At 70.5% G+C, this 18,968-nt stretch carries 7 protein-coding genes; 3 read left to right on the top strand and 4 right to left on the bottom strand.

Annotation, left to right across the window (positions count from 1 at the left end):
* The first annotated feature begins 43 nt into the window (after nt 1-43).
* Together CAL15_RS06425 and CAL15_RS06420 are read left to right on the top strand one after the other, a co-directional pair.
* Nucleotides 44-1,711, top strand: a complete 1,668-nt coding sequence (locus tag CAL15_RS06425; RefSeq protein ID WP_086077817.1) for an ABC transporter permease — start codon at nt 44-46, stop codon at nt 1,709-1,711.
* Nucleotides 1,711-2,487, top strand: a complete 777-nt coding sequence (locus CAL15_RS06420) for an ABC transporter ATP-binding protein (protein ID WP_086077816.1) — start codon at nt 1,711-1,713, stop codon at nt 2,485-2,487. The genes CAL15_RS06425 and CAL15_RS06420 overlap by 1 nt, the downstream gene beginning before the upstream one ends.
* Before the next feature lie 22 nt (nt 2,488-2,509).
* Here CAL15_RS06420 and CAL15_RS06415 read toward each other — a convergent pair whose 3' ends face one another.
* Together CAL15_RS06415 and CAL15_RS06410 are read right to left on the bottom strand one after the other, a co-directional pair.
* On the bottom strand, nt 2,510-3,409 hold the full coding sequence (locus CAL15_RS06415) for a pirin family protein (protein ID WP_086077815.1): 900 nt from the start codon (nt 3,407-3,409) through the stop codon (nt 2,510-2,512).
* A gap of 160 nt (nt 3,410-3,569) precedes the next feature.
* On the bottom strand, nt 3,570-4,268 hold the full coding sequence (locus CAL15_RS06410; RefSeq protein WP_086077814.1) for a pirin family protein: 699 nt from the start codon (nt 4,266-4,268) through the stop codon (nt 3,570-3,572).
* 172 nt (nt 4,269-4,440) lie between these two features.
* On the opposite strand from CAL15_RS06410, the gene CAL15_RS06405 reads away from it, so the two are divergent.
* A complete protein-coding gene (locus tag CAL15_RS06405) occupies nt 4,441-5,364 on the top strand; it encodes a LysR family transcriptional regulator (protein WP_086077813.1) in 924 nt (307 codons plus the stop codon).
* Between the two features lie 55 nt (nt 5,365-5,419).
* Here the strand turns inward: CAL15_RS06405 and CAL15_RS06400 are convergent, their stop codons facing one another.
* Nucleotides 5,420-6,145 (bottom strand): RNA polymerase sigma factor, encoded by a 726-nt coding sequence (locus CAL15_RS06400; RefSeq protein ID WP_086077812.1) that lies wholly within the window; start codon nt 6,143-6,145, stop codon nt 5,420-5,422.
* A gap of 12 nt (nt 6,146-6,157) precedes the next feature.
* On the bottom strand, nt 6,158-18,787 hold the full coding sequence (locus CAL15_RS06395; protein WP_198299160.1) for a filamentous haemagglutinin family protein: 12,630 nt from the start codon (nt 18,785-18,787) through the stop codon (nt 6,158-6,160).
* Between the last annotated feature and the right edge of the window lie 181 nt (nt 18,788-18,968).

Here is an 18,968-nt window from a genome sequence, read left to right as displayed (position 1 = left end):
TCGGCTAAAGTCGCCCCCTGGCATTTTTTGAATTCTTCGCTGCATGCATACCGAAACGCTGCCGCGGGCGCTGCGCCCGCGAGCCGAACGCGGCGCGGGCTGGCTGATCGCAGCCATGCTGATCGCCCTGGCCGTGCTGGCGCCGCTGGCTGCGCTGGCCTGGTGGGCGTTGCAGGCCGATCTTGCCCACTGGACGCATCTGGCCGCCAACGTGCTGCCCACGGCATTGAGCAACACGGCCAGGCTGCTGCTGGGCGTGGGCGTGGTGGTGACGCTGCTGGGCACGGGCGCCGCGTGGCTGGTGACGGCCTATGACTTCCCCAGCCGGCGCGTGCTGACCTGGGCCCTGCTGCTGCCGCTGGCGGTGCCCACCTACATCATCGCCTTCGCGTACCTGGACCTGCTGCATCCCATCGGTCCGGTGCAGACTGCGATCCGCGCGCTGCTGGGCTACGACAGTCCGCGGCAGTTCCGCCTGCCCGACCTGCGCTCCATCTACGGCGCGATCTTCGTGCTGGGCTTCGTCCTGTATCCCTACGTGTATCTCAGCACCCGCGTGATGTTCATGACGCAGGCCGCCAGCCTGCTGGAAGCTGCCCGCACGCTGGGCGCGGGGCGGCTGGGCGTGTTCTTCCGCGTGGCGCTGCCGATGGCGCGGCCCGCCATCGCAGTGGGCGTGAGCCTGGCGCTGCTCGAGACCTTGAACGACATCGGCGCTTCGGAATTCCTGGGCGTGCAGACGCTCACCGTGTCCATCTACACCACCTGGGTCACGCGCTCCGACCTGGCCGGGGCCGCGCAGATCGCGCTGGCCATGCTGGTGCTCGTGGTGGCGCTGATCCTGCTGGAACGGCACGGACGGCGGCGCCAGCGCTATGCCAATACGCAGCGCATGCGGCCCATGCAGCCGCGCCGGCTGCGCGGCGCCGCGGCGCTGCTGGCGGTGGCGCTGGGCTGGATTCCGGTGTTGCTGGGCTTCGTGGCGCCCGCGCTGTACCTGGTGGCCGAGACGGCCAAGCGGCTGCATCTGGTGGGCGGGGTGTCCGACCAGTTGCTGCGCGGCCTGGGCAACACGATGCTGCTGGCCGCCACGGCCACGGCGGTGACCGTGCTGTGCGGCCTGATCGTGGCGTGGTCGGGCCGCACGCTGCGCGAAAGCTCGCGCGCAAATCCTGGCCGCGTGTGCCTGCGCATCGCCAGCCTGGGCTACGCGGTTCCGGGTACCGTGCTGGCCATCGGCCTGCTGACGCCCTACACCATGATCGATCATGCCCTGGCCGATCTGTTCTCGCTGAATCACCTGGTCCTGATGGGCTCGATGACCGCGCTGGTGATCGCCTACACGATGCGCTTCCTGGCCATGCCGGCCGGCGGCATCGAGGCCGGGCTGGCGCGCATTCCGCCCTCGCTGGAGCAGGCTTCGCGGCTGCTGGGCGAGGACGCCGCGGGCACGCTGCGGCGCGTGCACCTGCCGCTGCTGCGGCCCGCCATCGCGGCCGCCGCGCTGCTGGTGTTCGTGGACGCCATGAAGGAACTGCCCGCCACCCTGCTGCTGCGCCCCATGAATTTCGACACGCTGGCGACCTGGCTGTACGCCGAGGCCGCGCGCGGCACCTATGAAGAAGGCGCCGTGGCGGCCCTGGCCATCGTGCTCGCCGGCCTGCTGCCGGTGATCCTGCTGGCGCGCACCAACCTGAAGATGGGACATTGATGGCCGACCTGCTCGAACTCGACCATATCCTGCTGGGCTACGAGACGCCGCATGGCGACAAGCTCGTGGTCCGCGACCTGAGTCTGGGCTTGCCCGCCGGCCACATCGGCTGCCTGCTGGGCGCCTCGGGCTGCGGCAAGACCACCGCGCTGCGCGCCATCGCGGGTTTCGAGCCCGTACGCGCGGGCCGCATCCTGCTGGACGGCACGGTGATCTCGTCGCCGCAGGTGCAGGTGGCGCCCGAAAAGCGCCGCGTCGGCATGATGTTCCAGGACTATGCGTTGTTTCCGCACCTGACGGTGGCGCAGAACGTGGGCTTCGGCCTGCGCCGCATGGGGCGCGCGCAGCGCGAGTCGCGCATCGCCGAGATGCTGGAACTGGTGGGCCTGCGAACCGCCGGCGACAGCTATCCGCACGAACTGTCCGGCGGCATGCAGCAGCGCGTGGCGCTTGCGCGCGCGCTGGCGCCCTCGCCCGACCTGCTGCTGCTCGATGAACCGTTCTCGAACCTGGACGTGGACACGCGCGAACGCCTGGCGTTCGAGGTGCGGGACATCCTGAAGACCACGGGCCACACGGCCATCCTGGTGACGCACAACCAGGCCGAGGCCTTCGCCATCGCGGACCGCATCGGCATCATGTCCGAAGGCCGCCTGGCGCAATGGGACACGCCGCACAATCTGCTGCACAAGCCTGCGGATGGGTTCGTGCGCGATTTCGTGCGGCGCGAGGATCTGGCGGAGCAGCGGCAGCAGGCGTACGCCCGAGGGGCGTGAGCGATACGCCTGCTGTGCGGCGTCAGGCGCGCGGCTCGGGCAGCGGAATGAATTCCGTCTCGTCGCCCGGCACCGTCTGGCCGAAGCGGTCGCGCTGCCACTCCTGCTTGGCCTGCTCGATGCGATCCTTGCTGCTGGACACGAAGTTCCACCACAGGAAGCGCGGGCCATCGAGCGGCTCGCCGCCCACCACCGCGAAGCGGGCCGGCGTGCTGCCGGTGTTGGTGACGGTGACCGGCCGGCCGGGCGCGAACACCAGCAGGCGGCCGCGTTCGTGCTGTATGCCTTCGATGGTGACGCTGCCCTCGGCCAGGTAGGCCGCGCGTTCTTCGTGCTCGGCGGGCAGGTCCACCGACGCGCCCGGCTGCAGCGTGATGTCGCCGTAGAACAGGGGCGACAGGGTGCGCACCTGCGAGGTCTTCCCGAACAGTGAACCGGCCACTACCTGGGCCCGCACGCCCTCGCCTTCGACCACCGGCTGCGCGTCGCGGCCGTAGTGCACGAAGCCGGGGTCGGTTTCCTCGTGCTCGTGCGGCAGCGCCACCCACATCTGCAGGCCGAACAGGCGCTGGTCGACGGCACGCGCTTCGGGCGAGGATCGTTCGGAATGCACGATGCCGCGCCCGGCCGTCATCCAGTTGACCTCTCCGGGAAGAATGGTCTGCGTGTTGCCGGCGCTGTCGCGATGGACGATCGAGCCGTCGAACAGATAGGTGACCGTTTCCAGCCCGATGTGCGGATGAGGGCGCACGTCGATGCCGACCTCGGCCGGGATCACGGCCGGACCCATCTCGTCCAGGAACACGAAGGGGCCGACGGTGCGGCGCTGCGCCGAGGGCAGCGCGCGGCGCACCTCGAAATTGCCGATGTCGCTGGTGCGGGGGACGACGATGGTGTCGACGGAGGTGGACAGGTCGGACATGAGAGACTCCAGGTAAGCGCAAGAATGGGGCGCAGCACTGCGCGACGGATCAGGGAATGCTGTGTAGGAACGGGATGCGGCGATGGTTGCCGCGGCGTCGTTTGCGCAACGATGCCACGGCCAGCCGGCGGCCCGCAATCGCGCGGGCCGCCGGACGCCGTTACGGCAGGTCGAAGACCAGCACTTCGGCGCCCTGTCCTTTCGACAGGTCGAGCGCGGCCTCTTGCGACGCCGCCAGGCCGTCGCCCGCCTCCAGCGCATGCCCGTTCACGGTGACCTTGCCGCGGGCCACGTGCACCCAGGCCTTGCGGCCTTCCGCCAGTTCGAGCCGCGCCGACTCGTCGCCGTCGAACAGGCCCACGTACAGACGGGCATCCTGGTGGATGCGCACCGCGCCGTCCGCGCCGTCGGGAGCAGCAACCAGGCGCAGCCGGCCGCGCTTCTCGTCTTCGGGAAAGCGCTTTTCCTCATACTCGGGCGCGATGCCCGTCACGTCGGGCTCGATCCAGATCTGCAGCAGGTGCGTGGGCTGGTCGGGCTGCGGATTGAACTCCGAGTGCAGCACGCCGCGGCCCGCGCTCATGCGCTGCACGTCGCCCGGGCGGATGGTGGAACCGTTGCCCATGCTGTCCTTGTGCGCCACGGCGCCTTCCAGCACATACGTGATGATCTCCATGTCGCGATGGCCATGCGTGCCGAAGCCGCGGCCCGCGCCGATACGGTCATCGTTGATCACGCGCAGCGGACCGAAGCCCATGTGCTCGGGATCGTAGTAGTTGGCAAACGAGAAAGTGTGATGGGTATCGAGCCAGCCGTGGTTGGCGTGGCCGCGATCGGCAGCGCGTCGAAGCGTGATCATGGCAAACTCCTTTGAAAATTATGAATGACTTGGCTTAGGTGGGACCGGGCCGCTTGGGCGTCGTGTCGTTCACCGCATGAAAGGCATTGTGCGCCTGCCGATTCAGCTTGAGGGTGAGCCGTTTTGATGGAATCATTCAATACATTTGAATGACTTCTGAGGCCTTTTGGCGATGAACCAGCCCATCACTCCCGAACTGCTGTCCATGGTCGACGCCATCGCGCGCCACGGCAGCTTCGCGCGCGCCGCGCGCGAACTGGGCAAGGTGCCCTCGGCCGTCACCTATGCCATCCGCAAGCTGGAAGACGGGCTCGACGTGCTGCTATTCGATCGCAGCGGGCATCGGGCGCAGCTGACGCCGGCCGGCCAGACCTTGCTGCAAGACGGCCGCCACGTGCTGCAATCGCTGGACGAACTGGCCTATCGCGTGAAGCGCGTGGCCACGGGTTGGGAAGTGGAACTGCGCATCGCCGTCAGCGCGGTGCTGCCCTGGCAGCCGCTGTACGAAGTCATCGAAGCGTTTCGCGAGGCGGGTCCGGGTACCACTTTGCGCTTTACCAGCGAGGTGCTCAGCGGCACCTGGGACGCGCTGGCCTCGGGCCGCGCCGACCTGATCATCGGCGCGGACGCGGCGGGGTCGCCACCCGGCAACGCTTTCCGGTCGCAGGCGATGGGCCAGACGCAGTTCGCTTTCTGCGTGGCGCCGCAGCACCCGCTGGCCGCGCTGAATCGCCCGCTGGTCCCATCCGACATCGCGGCCTATTGCGCGGTCGTGGTGGCCGATACCTCGCGCGACCTGCCCGCGCGCACGCGCGGCTTGTTGAACCAGCAGCCCATGATCGTGATGCCCAATATGCAGAGCAAGCTGGAAGCGCAGATGCGCGGCCTGGGCTGCGGCTATCTGCCGCTGACGCTGGCCGCGCCCTACATCACGCAGGGCCGGCTGGTGGTGTGCCCTATCGAGGGCGGCGTACCGCTGGACGAGAACGTGGTGTATGCGTGGCAGGCGCGCCAGCCGGGCGCGGGGCTGGCGTGGTGGCTGGAGCGGCTGAAGTCGCCGAAGCTGTGCGAAAGCCTGCTGGGATTCGGGCTCTGACGAGGCCGTTGCGCTTGCTCAACGAGGCGCTCGGTGGATCGATACCGGCAAGTCGTCAGGGCGGGTGGCAAGCCGCGGCGCGCGCACGCGGCCTGGCTGCCGCACGCGGCGAAGCCGACGCCCTGCCCGCCTCGGCCTGCGCACACCATCGCCGAGGCAATCCCCGCCGTGGCCCGCTGACACCGACCCGGACCGTCTCGCCGCAGGCCTGCGCACAGTAGTCCAGCGCCTGCCGCAGCACCGTGTCGACGCGGCGCAGCGACATGCCATGCCGCTGCGCCACCTCGCCTCGCGTCTGGTCCTCCAGCCGCAACGCAGACAGCACGGTGCGATGGCCGGCCGGCAGGCGATCGAGGGCCCGCTCGACCGCGGCCAGGCCCGAGCGCGCGGACGCGATCATTTCGGGACCGGGCGCCTCGTCGGGCATGGCTTCCATCCCCGCCTCGTCCAGGCATTGATGCTGGCCGGGACGCTGCGCCCGCAGCATGTCCACCGCCACGTTGCAGGCAACGCGATAGACATAGGCCTGCGGATGCCGGATCGACGCCGGCACGCTGGCGTCCCCCAGGCGCAGCCAGGCTTCGTGCAGGCACTCGCTGGCCAGGTCCGCACTGCCCAGGCGACGCCGCAGCCGGCCTTGCAGCAGCACGTAGTTCGACGCCAGTACTTCGCGCAGCGTGGGCACGAACTTCCCGGTCGGGGCCATGCCGACATCGCCCCAGCCGGAGCCGAGACCGGCGACGGAATCCATGCCATGGCTGTAAACACCGATCATGTCCATGTCGGGATCGCCTCATCGTTCCCGCTGCAGCAGCCGCCGCTGCTCGTCGGTCAGGTGCGTCAGCAGCTCGGGTCGCAGCGTGTCGCCATGTCCCAGTACCCGCACCCGGCCGCCGGCCGAGTCCGCGCGCGCCGCCGACGGGCCTGGCTCGGGCGCGCTGCGCGGCGCAGGCTCGTTGCCGAAGCCCAGCACCTGCACGCTGATGATCGACGGCAGGTTCTGCCTTGCCGCGGCCCGAGAGCGCGCCACCGCATCCTGCGCCGAGGTCGCCGCGCTGCTTGCCGCCGCGCTGGCGTTGCTCAGCGCACCCACGTTCACCGCCGCCACGACCGGGATGCCCTTGGAGTCGCCCTGCACCTGGATGTTGGCCGCGTTGACCACCTGCAGCGCCGCGATGTTGACGTTGCCCGACACGCGGATGCCTGCCTCGCCCGCGTCGATGGTGCCCAGCGGTGCGATCAGGTCCACGTCGCCCGGCGGCACCTCCGGAATCGGGTTCAGCGTGGCGATGCCGGCGCCGGTGCTGGGCACGGTGGGGCTGAGCGCCACGTTGCCCACCGCGTCGTACACGCGCCGCGGCGGCGTGTAGACCACAGTGGTCTTGGCGCCCCGGCCCGCGTTGATGTCGCCCGTGGCCGACCACGCCAGCACGTGCCCGCCGAAGGTCGTCATGATGCGGCTCTGGCCCAGCAGGATGCTGGACTGCGCGTACATCTCGATGTCGCCGCGGCCTTGCGTGACCACGCCGGCCGTCGAAGGCGGCGCTTCGCCTTCCAGGCCGATCACCTGCTGTCCGCCCGGCGTGAGCACCTGGATGCCGCCGCCGAAATCGGTGTGCAGGCCGGCGCCGCCATACATGGTGAAGTCGCCGCCATAAGCCATTGCATTGCCCTGCGAGTCGGTCTCGGGGAAGAACGCGCCGATGGCGCGCCGGCCGCGCAGATAGCTGCCGAAGCGCGGGCCGCCCTCGTCGTTGTACTCGCGGCCGCCCTTGCGCAGTTCGGCGAAGTACAGCTGGCGGGCGTAGATGTCGCGCTGCGCGGGCGCCAGGGCGTCCAGCGCGGCGCGCGCGCCGGCCGCATCGCCTTCGTAGCCGTGCGCGTCGCGCAGCCAGTTCACCAGGTACAGCTGGCTTTCCTGGCGATAGTCCTGCGCCAGATCGCGGCGCGGGCCGCTGGTGTCGGCATCGCGCAGCGCCTGCTGGCGCGCCAGTTCGGCGGGCGCGTCGGCTTCGGTGCCGGTGTAGCCATACTCCGCGGCCAGCCAGTCGCGCAACGTCAGCTCGCCGCCATAGGTCTGCACGACGCGGTCGGGCTGGGCATCCAGGCCGTTGCCGGGCCCCGTGGCCATCGCGTTGGCCGGATCCAGGTAGCGCGCCAGGAAGCCCGCGTAATCGGGGCCGGCGGCGCCCACGCCGGCCAGCACCGCGATGCTGGCGCCGGGACGGGCGTCGCCGCGGATCAGCGGACCGATGCTGCGCACGCTGGCCACGTCGTCCTGACGGAACTGGCGGGCGGCATGCAGCACGACCGTGCCGGGCCCCGCCACCGTGAAGTCGGCGTGCACGATGTCGCGGCCGGCCTGCACCATCGAGACGTCCGCCGCGTCGTTGTGCAACGCCACGCCGGTAAAGCCCAGAATGTCCTGCCCCGCGCGCACCGCAAGGGGCGTGGCCGCCTCGAACCACCGCGCCGCGGCGACGGTCGTCCAATCCGGGTAGCCGCGGGCGAGCATCGATGTCGTGGTGCCCGCCGTCAGGCCAACGATGTCTCCGTCGACCGCATAGAAGCGCGCGGGCGTACCGTTGCCGGCATGCAGTGCTCGCTCCAACGGCGAATTGACGCCGAAGGCGAACAGCGGATAAGCCCCCGCGTCGACGGTGCGCGTGCCGTCCTTGGAGGTGTTGGACAGCGTGCTCGCGCCGGTTAGCGGGCCCGTCGCGAATGCGGGGCGCAACGGATTGGGCAGTGCCGTATCGGCGCCCGACATGGAAACGCCAGGCCCGCCCTGCGCCAGCACCGAACCGCCCGCGAGGAACGCCAGTTCCCCGGACGAAGACGGGGCGAGCATCAGGGTGTATCGCTTGACGGCGCTCGCGGAAGGAACGACGGGAAGGATGATGTTGCCGTCCGCCGCCACCGCACGCAGAATCGAGGGATAGATCACATAATTGTTGGAGTCGTCCCCGGGAACGTAATGGGTGCCCTCCGTCCAGAGATTCGATCCCGAGTTGTAGTTGTTGTGGAAACTGATCGGCACCAGGTTGCCACCCCCCGACGCCAGATTGACCGCCGTGGCGGGTGTCCAGAGCGAGAACCAGCTCTCGCCGCCTGCGGCTTCGGGGTCCGTGGCGCCGTCCAGGCGGTACGGGGTCGTGTTCAAGAGTCGAGTGCGGCCCGGGTCGCCAGCGCCGCCCAGCACGAGGTCGCCACGCGTCTGCAGCCACGCCGTCGAATCGCCCAGCATCAGCACCGGGCCGCCCATGCCCTGGCCGCCGCGCACCGCGAAGGGATCCCTGGCGCGCAGATCGGCGCCATCGCCATAGGTCAATGAAACCGCGCCCACCTTGCCCGCCGACAGTGTCAGGCTGCCGCGCAGGTTGGTCAGCACGCCGTTCAGGTCCAAGTGGTCGATGGTGCCTCCGTTCTGCATGAAGGTGCCGCCGTTGCCCACCGTGCCGTCGCTCTGCTGCGTGGCCCGCACGCCAGGATTGAGGGCGCCGCCGATACGCAGATCCAGGTCGCCGCCACCGGTCAGCACGAGTTCGCCGTCCACGACCCGCCCGGTGCCGCCCACGGCGGCCACCAGGCCTTGCGAGCGCGGGGTGGCATCATTCATCGGCGCCAGGGCATCCCCGCGCGCATCGCGCACGCCGGCATGGCGATCCGCCGAAATGCTGAGATTGCCGCCCCCCAGCGTGCCGAAGCCCGTGAAGCCGACCAGGCGCGGCTGGCCGTCCGCACGCTCCGACTTGTTGACGTAAGTGCCGAAGTTGATCCACCAGCTGGTGGCGATGTCCTGCACGCCAGCGATGTCCTGCCCGCCCTGGCGCCAGAGCCAAGTGCCCACCGCCGCACTGGCCTGGCGCGACCAGTCCTGGTTCGGGTAGGTGACGCCGTTCTGGGCGTTGTCGCCCCAGGCATCGCCGTACACATCCCGGCTCGCGGACACCGTCAGGTTGCCGCCCAAGTCGGGATACCAGGCCTGGTAGACCGCCATGGCGCCGGCGAATTCGCTCCCCTGATAGGGCCCCAGCGCGCTGCCTTCGCTAATGCCGCCACGCGCCAATTGGAAGCGGGCATCCGCAACGCCCAGCGAGGTGGGCGTGCCGGCCGTGTAGACGCCATAGACAGACATCATGCCCACGTCCCGCCCGGCGATCAGGGACAGATCGCCCGTGCCGGTACGCAACACGCTGAAGGAAGGTGTGCCGTACCGGTACGCGTACTCGGTGATGACTTCGGGCGCCTCGCCCGAATCATCGCCCCCCTCGCAACTGCCCGGTACCGTGCAGGTCTCCTCGAACGAGATGCCGAACCAGTCCATCCAACTGACGAAGTAGTTCGTCTGAAGCCAGTTTTCGGCTTCGGCATACGTCATGCCCGCCAGTTCGGGAAGCCAGTTGTTGTTCGCCCATTCCAGCGTCAGGCGCGGTCCGCCGCCGCCGATGACGGTGCGCCGGGTATAGCTGCCGAGCTTGCCGTAATGGGCATCGGCCAGCACGACGTCGCCCGTTCCCAGCGCGTTGCGCGCCTGCATGTCGGCCGAGTCCAGGTCCGCCCCCGCGACCAGCGTCATATCCCACGACGAGGCGCCGGCCTGCAGCATGGGCGCCACCGCCCAGTTGCGGCCCTGCCTGCCATCAGGCCCTGCCGGACGCAGGCTGACCGGCGCGTCGTCGGGTAGTTCGATCTTGGTCTGCGAGGGGATGATCGCGCCGCGCGCCAGCACGATCCGCCGGCTGGCCGTCAACGCCGTCGGCAACGCCACGCCCCTGGGCCACGTGAAAGCCTGCACGGCCACGGCAGTGCGCAGACGGAAACCGGCGCCCAGGCGTGCGCCGCTGCCCAGCGTCAGTGCGTCCTTCAAGACCGTACCGGCCGCCAGTACGGTTCCGTCGGCCATGATCACCTCGCCCGTCAGCACCAGGCCGGGCGACAGGGCCAGATTGCCTGCCAGGGTGACGGCCATGGGCAGTTCGGTGCCCGCGGGCAAGGTTGCCTGGCTAGCCGGCAGGTCGTAGTTCAGCGCACGGCCCGCGGGAAAGACCGTGCCCATATCCAGGGTCACGCTGTCCACGGGGATGACGAGATCGCTGCCGAACGGGGTCTGCCCGGTCGACGCGTTGTAGCGGCCTTCGAAAAGTTGCCAGCCATCGATATCGTCCGGCGTGTCCGGCGGCGGCGCGAAGCCGTCGTTGATGCTGCCGTGGATGTTCAGATTGCCGCCGGCGCGCAGCACCAGCACGCCGGGCTCGCCAAAGCCGCGGCGCGTCGTGTCCACGCCCGGGCCGTAGCGGTACCCCGACAGATCGAGGTCGCCTACCACCGTGAGGTCGCCGTCCGGCGCGGCGCTGGCGATTTCCACGCCAGGCCGCAGGCGCGCGCCCAGGCGGGACAAGGTGTCGCCCAGCGACGCGTTGCCCCCCGCCAGCGCCATGAAGTCCAGATTCTCTTTGTGGATGCCCTGGGTGTCGTCGCCGAAGTAGCCCTGCGAGATCAACTGCGGCGTCTTGCCCGTGACGTCGGGCTGCGCGGCCACCGGCGCATCGGTGTAGCGGCGGAAGGCATTGACCGCCACGAGACTGGCGCCCTGGATCACGGGCGTGCCCGCCACGGTCAACGCCACGCCGCTGGCCCCGTCGCCCGATCCCGCCAGCGCGCCGCGCGCGTCGTTGCCGCCCGTGCGCCGTGCGTTCAGGTCCAGCGTGCCGCGCGCCACGCCGTCGTGCAACGCGGGTTGCGCGGCGCCCGCGCGCAGGTCGAACGACGCACCCGTGCCCAGCGTCAACGTGCCCTGGCGCGAGGTCAGGTCGATGATGGCGCGGTTCGGACTGTCGATGATCTTGCCGTAGCTGTCGCGGCGCAGGTGCGTACCGTGCGCGTCCAGCAGGCCATCGATGATCAGATCCCGCTGGGCGGCCAGGTAGATGCTGCCCACCTGCACCCCGCTGGCGTCGATGGTGCCGTTGACGGTCAGGCTGCCGCCGTCGGCCACGATCTCGACGTGGCGCGCACGGACCTCGCCGCCCACCGTCAGGTCGCCCTGCTTGACCTGGAAGCGCCGCGCGCCGAACACCTGGCCGTCGTTCAAGCGGGTGTTCAGGCCCGTGAAGTCGGCCAGGGTTTGCGCGCGCAGCGTGACCTCGGCAGCGTCGTAAGGCACGTAGGTGCCGCCCGCGTCGTACAGTCCGCTGGCACTGCCCAGCACCGCGCCGGCCAGGTTCATGCTGCCGGCCGAAGCGCCCAGCGCGGTGGCCTGCAGGCGGCCCGCCCGGTTGTAGCGGGCCGACAGATCGATCACCGAACCGCCCGCCTGCGTGATGTTGCCTTCGGCGCTCTTCATCACCAGATCGCCGCCCCAGCTGTACTGGCTGACGTCATGCATGGCGATCTCGCGGCCCGCCAGGTCGATGCGGGCGGCGCCGCCCAGCACGATGTCCTCCTGCGCGTCCAGCGTCAGCTTGCCCGAGGGCAGCGCGACGGCGGTATCCAGCGTGATGAGCCGAGCGGCCAGGCTCAACGCGCCGCCCAGCGCGTCGCGCACGCCAGGCGCGGCGCCCGTGCCCAGCACGGTCAGCGCGCCGCCGGCGCGCAGGTCCAGCGACGCGCCTGCCTCGCTCGTCAGCAAGGGCGTGCGCGCGGTGATGTCGCCGCCGCGGTACTGCCAGCCCTTGCCCGCCTCGTATCCCGTCACCGCATGGTGCACGGCGAGACTGCCCATGCCGTTGGCCGTGATCTGCGTGGCGGCATCCAGCGTCAGCGCGGAGAAACCCAGCACCAGGCGGTCGGCCGGCACCAGCGAGGTCGCCGTCCGGTATGGCGCCGCATCGAAACGGATGACGTCCGCGGAGATGGCCAGTGTGCCGTCGCCCAGGCGGTCCAGCACGGCGCCGCCTGGCGCGGCAGGCGTTTCGTAGCCGGGAATCCGGGTCCCCGGATCCTCCGCCAGCGAACCGGCCCACACGAATTCATTGGCGCGGATCGTCGCGGTATCGCCCGCGGCGCCATAGCCATAGATGGCCGGCGCGCCCAGTACCAGCCGCTGCAAGGACGACACGCCGTTCGTGCCGCGGGTATCGAGCAGCATCGACCCGAACACGTTCACGGACTCGCCCGCCGTCAGGATGAGGCTTTCCAGCGCGGGCGTGCCCAGCGCCGTGTTGCCGCGCAACAGGCTGTCCAGCACGTCCTGGCTGAGGGCCATGCCGGGCGGCAGGACGCCCGCGGCCTGGGCGGCCGCCAGCGACTGGGCGGATCCCAGGTTCAGCGAAGACACGCTCAGCATCAGGTTGCGCGTGCCGTACTCGACCGCGTCGCCCATCGAGAAGACGCCGTTGGTGGCCACGGAGATGGAGCCTTCGGACACGATGCGCGCCACGCCGCCGCAATGCGACAGGCAGGTGCCCAGATCGATGCGCGTGGCATTGCTGTACTCGGGCGCCAGCAGGGTGACATAGCCGTTGGAGACGACCAGCGCGCCCGTGTTCTGCGTCTCGAGGTAGTACCCATTGCGGGCGTCCATGGGCATGGAGCCCTGGCCCAGCGTGCTCAACGTGGCGCCCGGTTCGACCGTGATGCTTCCCGTTGCGTTGCTGGCCAATACGATCTCGGCGGCCTTCAACGTGACGCCGCTGCGCACGACCAGTTCGCCCCCGCCGGCCACCAACTGGCTCCCCGAGCCGTATTCCCCCGACAATATGCCCCCCACCGCCAGCCGGACCGGCGCCAGGGCGTTGAGCGCGTCGGCATGCACCGCCGTGGCGCCAGGCCCCAGGATGGGCGCCTGCCCGGCGGCCAGGACCTCCATCCCGGCATCGGAGCCGCGTATCGTCAGCGTACCGCCGTAACCCGCGCTGCCCGCGGCGGGCGCGAAACGTGCCTTGCCTTCCACGCGCAAGGCGGTCTTGCCGTTCATGCCCGCGCCGGCCTGCAGGCTGAGCGCCAGCATGGCCGCGTCCACCGGCAGCATGGCGCGCGGGATGCCCCGCCGCGCCGCATCGGCCAGCAGGAATTCCGCGTACGACGTCTCGTTGTATTGCGAATGCCGTCGCACTACGTCGGCCGGCGTCACCAGCAGCGCGTTGGGCAGGGCGTTGAGCTGGCCGATGTTCGCCGTCCCCAGGAAGCCCTGTGTAGCCACGGAGCCGCCGCGGGTGCGCGCCGTCACGGCGGATGCCCCGGAAGACGCCGCGCCGATCTCGACGCGAAACGCACCGGGCAACAGCGCATAGGTGGAAGGCAGCAGTGTGTAGGTGCCGGCGGGCAGGCCCGGCAAGCCATGCTCGATCGTCACCTGGCGGCCGACGGTCGGCAGGCCGGCTCCGGACTCGGCCACCACGGGCGCATACGCGCCGTTGAATGACGGCACGATGGCATACACGCCATTGCCTGACGGCGCGAAACCCGCGGCCGGATTGCTGTCTGCCATCGCATGCTCGAGAATGTCGACCGAGCCGCCGCGCCCGTTGACGAAGGCCGCGCCGCGCAGATCGCCCCCGCCAGACAGATCCAGCAGAGCGCCCTGCTCCACCGCGATTTCCGCACCCTCGATCTCCACCCTGCGATAGGTCGTGTTGGAAATGGACCTGCCGCCCGCCGGCGTGGGTTCGATCCGCGCACCGGCGTATTGGTAGTTGATGCCATCGGCGGTGCCTCCATAGGGCATGACCAGGCCGGCCGCGCTGACGGAGGTGACGCTGCCGGGCAGGAACGTGACCTTCGACGGGCCGATGTCCGTGCCGCTGACGGTGACGATGCCCATCGGCGCGCGCAGCACGCCGCCCTGCTCGATGGTGGGCGCGATCACAGAGAGCGCGCCGAACGCCGAATAGGGCACGTCTGGCAGCGCGCCATCGGCGCGGCGCAGGGTGAGGATGGCGTCGGGGTTGCGTACGTTGTCCAATCTGTGGCCATAACCCGCGGATATCGCGCCCGCGGCACCGGTCACCGGGTATATCTGCGCGGCGACGATCGTCAAGGCCTGCGGGGCGGACAGTCTCGTCCCGTCGCCATACACGTCCGGGATGTTCTTGTGCACCCGGATGTCGCCCCGGCTGGCGATCAGCACGTCGTCGTAGTGGTTGAAGTCCAGCACACCGCGCACGTCGATGAGATCCGCGTCCAGGCGGGCCTGGTGGCCGCGCTCGATCCAGCCGGTCGTCAGGCCCGGGATGTCGCGGCCCGGAGAGCTGAACGAATCGCCGCCTTCCAATTGGCGGAAGCCTGCCGCGTCCAGGAACAGATGCGGCGCGGCCAAGCGCAACGTGGTGCCCGCCGGCGCGTCATCATGGACGAACGGCACGCCGACAAGACGCAGGCTGTGCGGCATCGAGAGATCCACGTCGCCATGGATCAGGGTCGTCGCAAACAGCGAGAGGCTGCCGAAGCCCCCTGCCCGGATACGGTCCACGCCCAGTGCAGCCGTGCCGTAGGCCAGGGCGGGATCGCTTTCACCGGCACGCAGGCCCTCGTCCAGCACGCTGGCGCCCTGCACTTGCGACAGCGTCAGCACGCGCGGCAGCATCACGCCTGCAGTGAGGCCGTTCTTGTTGTAGAACGCGCCGCCCAGCGCCACGCCCAATGTGCCGCCCACCGCGCCCTGACCGCCCGCGGCCGCGCGCAATTGGCCGTCCAGGTACAGGCTGTTGGCCGAGGCCAGCACGATGCTGCCACCGTCGGACGCCACGGCCGTGGCGCCTCGGCCCGGCAGGTCCAGCACCGCCCGCGTGCCCGAGGCGTCCAGCAGGGCGCCCGGGCGCAGGACCAGGTGGCGGTCCATGTAGCGCTCGCCGTGGGCCATCAGGTCGCCCGTCTCCCAGTTCAGCGTGCCGCCGATTGCTATGCTGCCGCCGTCCTGCACGACGCCGTAGCGCTGGCCCTGGCGGCCTGTCGCCACATGGCTGCGCCCGGCCACGTCCAGCACGGCGCGCTCACCGATCCAGACCGACCTCGCATGGGCCGTGTTGTCGAACGCCACCGCATCCGGCCGCGCATCGTCGATGGAAATATGGCCGCCCGGCGCCACCAGGCTGCCCAGCACGGTGATCTGCCCTGCGCCGCGCAGCGTGATGGATTGGCCGGGATCGACGGCAAGCCGCGCGCCCTCGCCCACTTCGATGGCCGAGCCCGTGCCATTACGGTCCGACTGCAGCGTCAGGCTCGCGCCCCGGCGTTGCGTAAGCACGGCTTTGGCAGGGTCTTCCTGATAGATCGGCGGAGTCCACAGGGACAGCAAGGTGCCGGGCGACGCGGCCCCATCGCTGGTGCCGGGAGCCTTGCGATAAACCGGCACCGTCACGTCGATGGCCGCGCCATCGGCCACCGCGACCCCACCGTGGCCGTTCACCGTGTATTGCGCGAAACCGGTCTGGAAAGTGCCGGCGGCCAGCCACAGGGCGTCGGCGTCCTGCGCGGCCTGTGGCTCGCCGCCCAGCAGAATGGCGCCGCCGCTGGAGACGGACAGGGTACCGCCGCCGGTCACGCCGTAGCCTTGCACGCGGCCATCGATCGCCAGGCGGCCGCCGGTGGGCAGGCTCTTGTCGCTGATCACGTCGGCCGCCAGCGTGACGCTGCCGCCGCGACCGCCTTGCAGCGTGCCATCAGGCAGCAGCACTGCGCCCGCCGACACGTCGATCAGGCTGCCCGCGGCCACGCTGACGTCGCCGGTGCCGCGCAGCGCCACGCTGCCACCATTGCGATGCACGCTTGCCGCCAGGGCCTGCGCGCCGTCCATCCCGTTGCTCCAGAGGCCGCTGGCGTCCAGGCGCACGCCTTCGGCCACGGACAGGTACGTCGCCTGGCCGGCCGGCGGCGCCAGCGCCACGTCCCCAACGCGCGGACCGTTGGGCTGGCTCAGCACGTTGCCGGCCTGGATGCTGCCGCCCCGGGTGACCACGTCGGCGCGGATGTCCACCTGCGGCGCGTACAGCGTGATGCTGCCGCCGGCGGCGGCGTTCAGGCCGGCATCGACCGCGATGCTCTCGCGCGCCGCGAGGCGGACGGCGCCCAGGGCCGCCTCGTCCAGCAGCGCCGCGTCCAGGCGCAGCACGCCCTTGCGGTCATCGGGCAGCGCGACCTGCAGGTCCAGGCCCTGCGCAATCGACGCGACGTCCCTTTCCACCACCACCTTGCCTATGTTCTGACCGGTCGCGCCCAGCGCGGGCAGCAGCACGCGGTTGCGCGCGTCGTAGGAATAGCGCCAGTCGCCCACGATCAGCTGCCCGCGGCGCGACTGCGCACGATGCGACTGCCCGTATCCCTCCGTCTCGGGCAGCGGCGCCTCGGTCTGCCGCGCGCCCTGGAAGGTCTCGCCGACCAGCCGCCCTTCCAGCACGGCGCCGGCCGTGGACACCACCAGCGCACCCGCGTCGCGGCCCACCGTGTAGCCCGGCTCGAAACGCGACGCGGGCGCGATCAAGGGGCTGTAGAAGCGGCGCGTGGCGTCCTCGCCCCAGCGCGCCGACATGGCCTCGTAGCCGCGATAGACGCCCTTGTAGAGCAGATCGCCCGGGGCGCGGTCGACGCTGTACAGGCGGCCATCCTCGCCGCGCAGCCACGTCATGTTGATGCGGCCCGCCTGCACGTCCAGCGTGCCGCCCGACAGGTTGATGAGCGAGCCGGACTGCGTCACGACCTCGCCGCCGTCGAAGCGCACGATGCCGCCCTGCGCCAGCCAGTGGCCGGCGGGCACGGCTCGGGTGCCCAGGTAGCCGCCCACCTCGAGCAGCCCGCCCGCGGTGTACCAGCGATCGCTGGCGTAGCCGCCCGTGCCCGCGGGCACGTAGACCAGGTCGCGCACGTCGATCCAGACGTCGCTGTTGGCCAGCTTGCCGCTGTCGCGGTTGCCCGGCGCGTCGCGCTGCTCGTTGCCCTGGACGTTGATCTTGAGGTTGTTGGACGCCATCGACACGGGCACGCCCACCGCGCCCGACACGTCGATCTGCGCGCCGTCGCGCACCAGTGCGCGCGTACCGGCCTTCACCGCCACCTGGCCGCCCGTGGCCAGCGTCAGCGTGCCGGCGTGGAAATCCACCGAGCCGGCGCTGTCGATCCGCACCAGCGACAGGTCGCGGCGATAGAGGTCCGCCGGCTGCACATCCGCGTCGTTGGCAAGCGACGGCGCCAGCAGGCTGTCTCGCTGGCCGTCCAGCGCCGTGGCGGTGCTGGCGTCCAGCAGGATCGCATTGACGGCGCCTTCGCGCAGCGTCACCGCGCTGTCCGCGCCGGTTGCCGTCAGGTGGATCGTGCCGCGCGCGTCCACCGAGGTGGTGGCGGCCAGCACGCCGGCCTGCTCGATCCGGTTGGCCGCCAGCGTCACGTCGCCCAGCGGCGATTGGATCAGGCCGGTGTTGCGCACCGTGCCGACGCCCGCCGCGAGCACTTCGCTACCGCGCGTGGTGGAATCCTGATTGCCCTCGGAGCCCTGTCCGCGACGGATGACGAAGCTGTCGCCCGCGGCCAGCAGCGCCTGTCCGCGCGGCGCGTGGATCGTGCCGCCCTGCTCGACGTCCTTGCCCAGCAGCAGCGCATAGCCGCCGCCCTGCGTGACGGTCTTCGGCACGCTGGTGCGGATCTGCGCGCCAGGGCGCACTTCGACGCTGCCCAGCGCCTCGGTGAATGTGGCGGCCGTGCCGTCGGCCCCGTAGATGCCGCGGTCGATGAACTGTTGGTCGCCGATCCTGGCGGCGGCGGCCACCAGGTTGCGCACGTCCACCTGCGCCCCGCCGCCGAACACGATGCCGTTGCGGTTGGCCACCAGCACCGTGCCGTCGCCGCGCAGCGCCCCTTCGATCTGCGAGGGGCGCGCCAACGGATCGTTGACGCGGTTCAGCACTGCCCAGTCGGCCTGCTGGCGGAAGTCCACCGTGGTGTCGCGGCCGACGTTGAAGGTTTCCCAGTTCAGGATGGCGCGGTCGGCCGTCTGCTGCACCGTGACCGTGGTCTTGCCGTTCGCGACGGTCTGCACCGGCGCCTGTGCGTTGCGCCAGCCGGCCGTCAACGCGTTCGTGTCGACCTTCAGGCCGCCGTCGGCCAGCCCGTCGGGTATGTGCGCGCCAGCGGCCAGCGCCGCATCGCGCGCGGCCGCCTGCGCGGCCTGCTGCGCGGCGATGGCCTGCGCCGCCACGTTGAGGTTGCCGATGGAACGATCCAGCTTCTGGCGCGCCGCGGCCTGTTGCGCGGCGGTGCCGCTGCCTGCCGCCACGCCGGCGGACATCGCGCGGGCGCGGGCGTCGGTGCTGAATCCGGCGCCCTTGCTCGATCCGGATGCCGCGAACCAGGCCTGCGCCTGTGCGTCGCCATGCCAGGCGAATCCGCCGGCCGCCAGCGCCAGGGCCAGCGCCCGCGCCACCGGCGCCAGGCGCAAGGCGCCGCCGCCTCCGTACAGTCCGGGTTGATGTGTCGCGTCGCCGTGCATGCCCATGTGCCTATCCCGCCGAAAGTTGTAGCGGCCGATCCGGGCCGCCGTATCCATCCGGATCGTCAGGCCGCGCCCCGCGGCGCCGGCATGTCGATCCCCTCATGTGGAAAGACACGCGGGCATATGCAAACCCGTAAACTTTTTTGCGACGACCAGAATCACGGACCTGGTGGCAGCGGCGCCG

Source organism: Bordetella genomosp. 13 (assembly GCF_002119665.1).
Classification (GTDB): domain Bacteria; phylum Pseudomonadota; class Gammaproteobacteria; order Burkholderiales; family Burkholderiaceae_B; genus Bordetella.
The sequence above is the reverse complement of the archived record's forward strand: the minus strand, read 5'-3'. Positions and strand labels throughout refer to the sequence as shown.

What these genes read in the sequence shown, in the direction of transcription:
- CAL15_RS06395 (WP_198299160.1), bottom strand. Translation starts at nt 18,787, where the DNA reads ATGGGCATGCACGGCGACGCGACACATCAACCCGGACTGTACGGAGGC.
- CAL15_RS06400 (WP_086077812.1), bottom strand. Translation starts at nt 6,145, where the DNA reads ATGGACATGATCGGTGTTTACAGCCATGGCATGGATTCCGTCGCCGGT.
- CAL15_RS06420 (WP_086077816.1), top strand. Translation starts at nt 1,711, where the DNA reads ATGGCCGACCTGCTCGAACTCGACCATATCCTGCTGGGCTACGAGACG.
- CAL15_RS06425 (WP_086077817.1), top strand. Translation starts at nt 44, where the DNA reads ATGCATACCGAAACGCTGCCGCGGGCGCTGCGCCCGCGAGCCGAACGC.
- CAL15_RS06415 (WP_086077815.1), bottom strand. Translation starts at nt 3,409, where the DNA reads ATGTCCGACCTGTCCACCTCCGTCGACACCATCGTCGTCCCCCGCACC.
- CAL15_RS06410 (WP_086077814.1), bottom strand. Translation starts at nt 4,268, where the DNA reads ATGATCACGCTTCGACGCGCTGCCGATCGCGGCCACGCCAACCACGGC.
- CAL15_RS06405 (WP_086077813.1), top strand. Translation starts at nt 4,441, where the DNA reads ATGAACCAGCCCATCACTCCCGAACTGCTGTCCATGGTCGACGCCATC.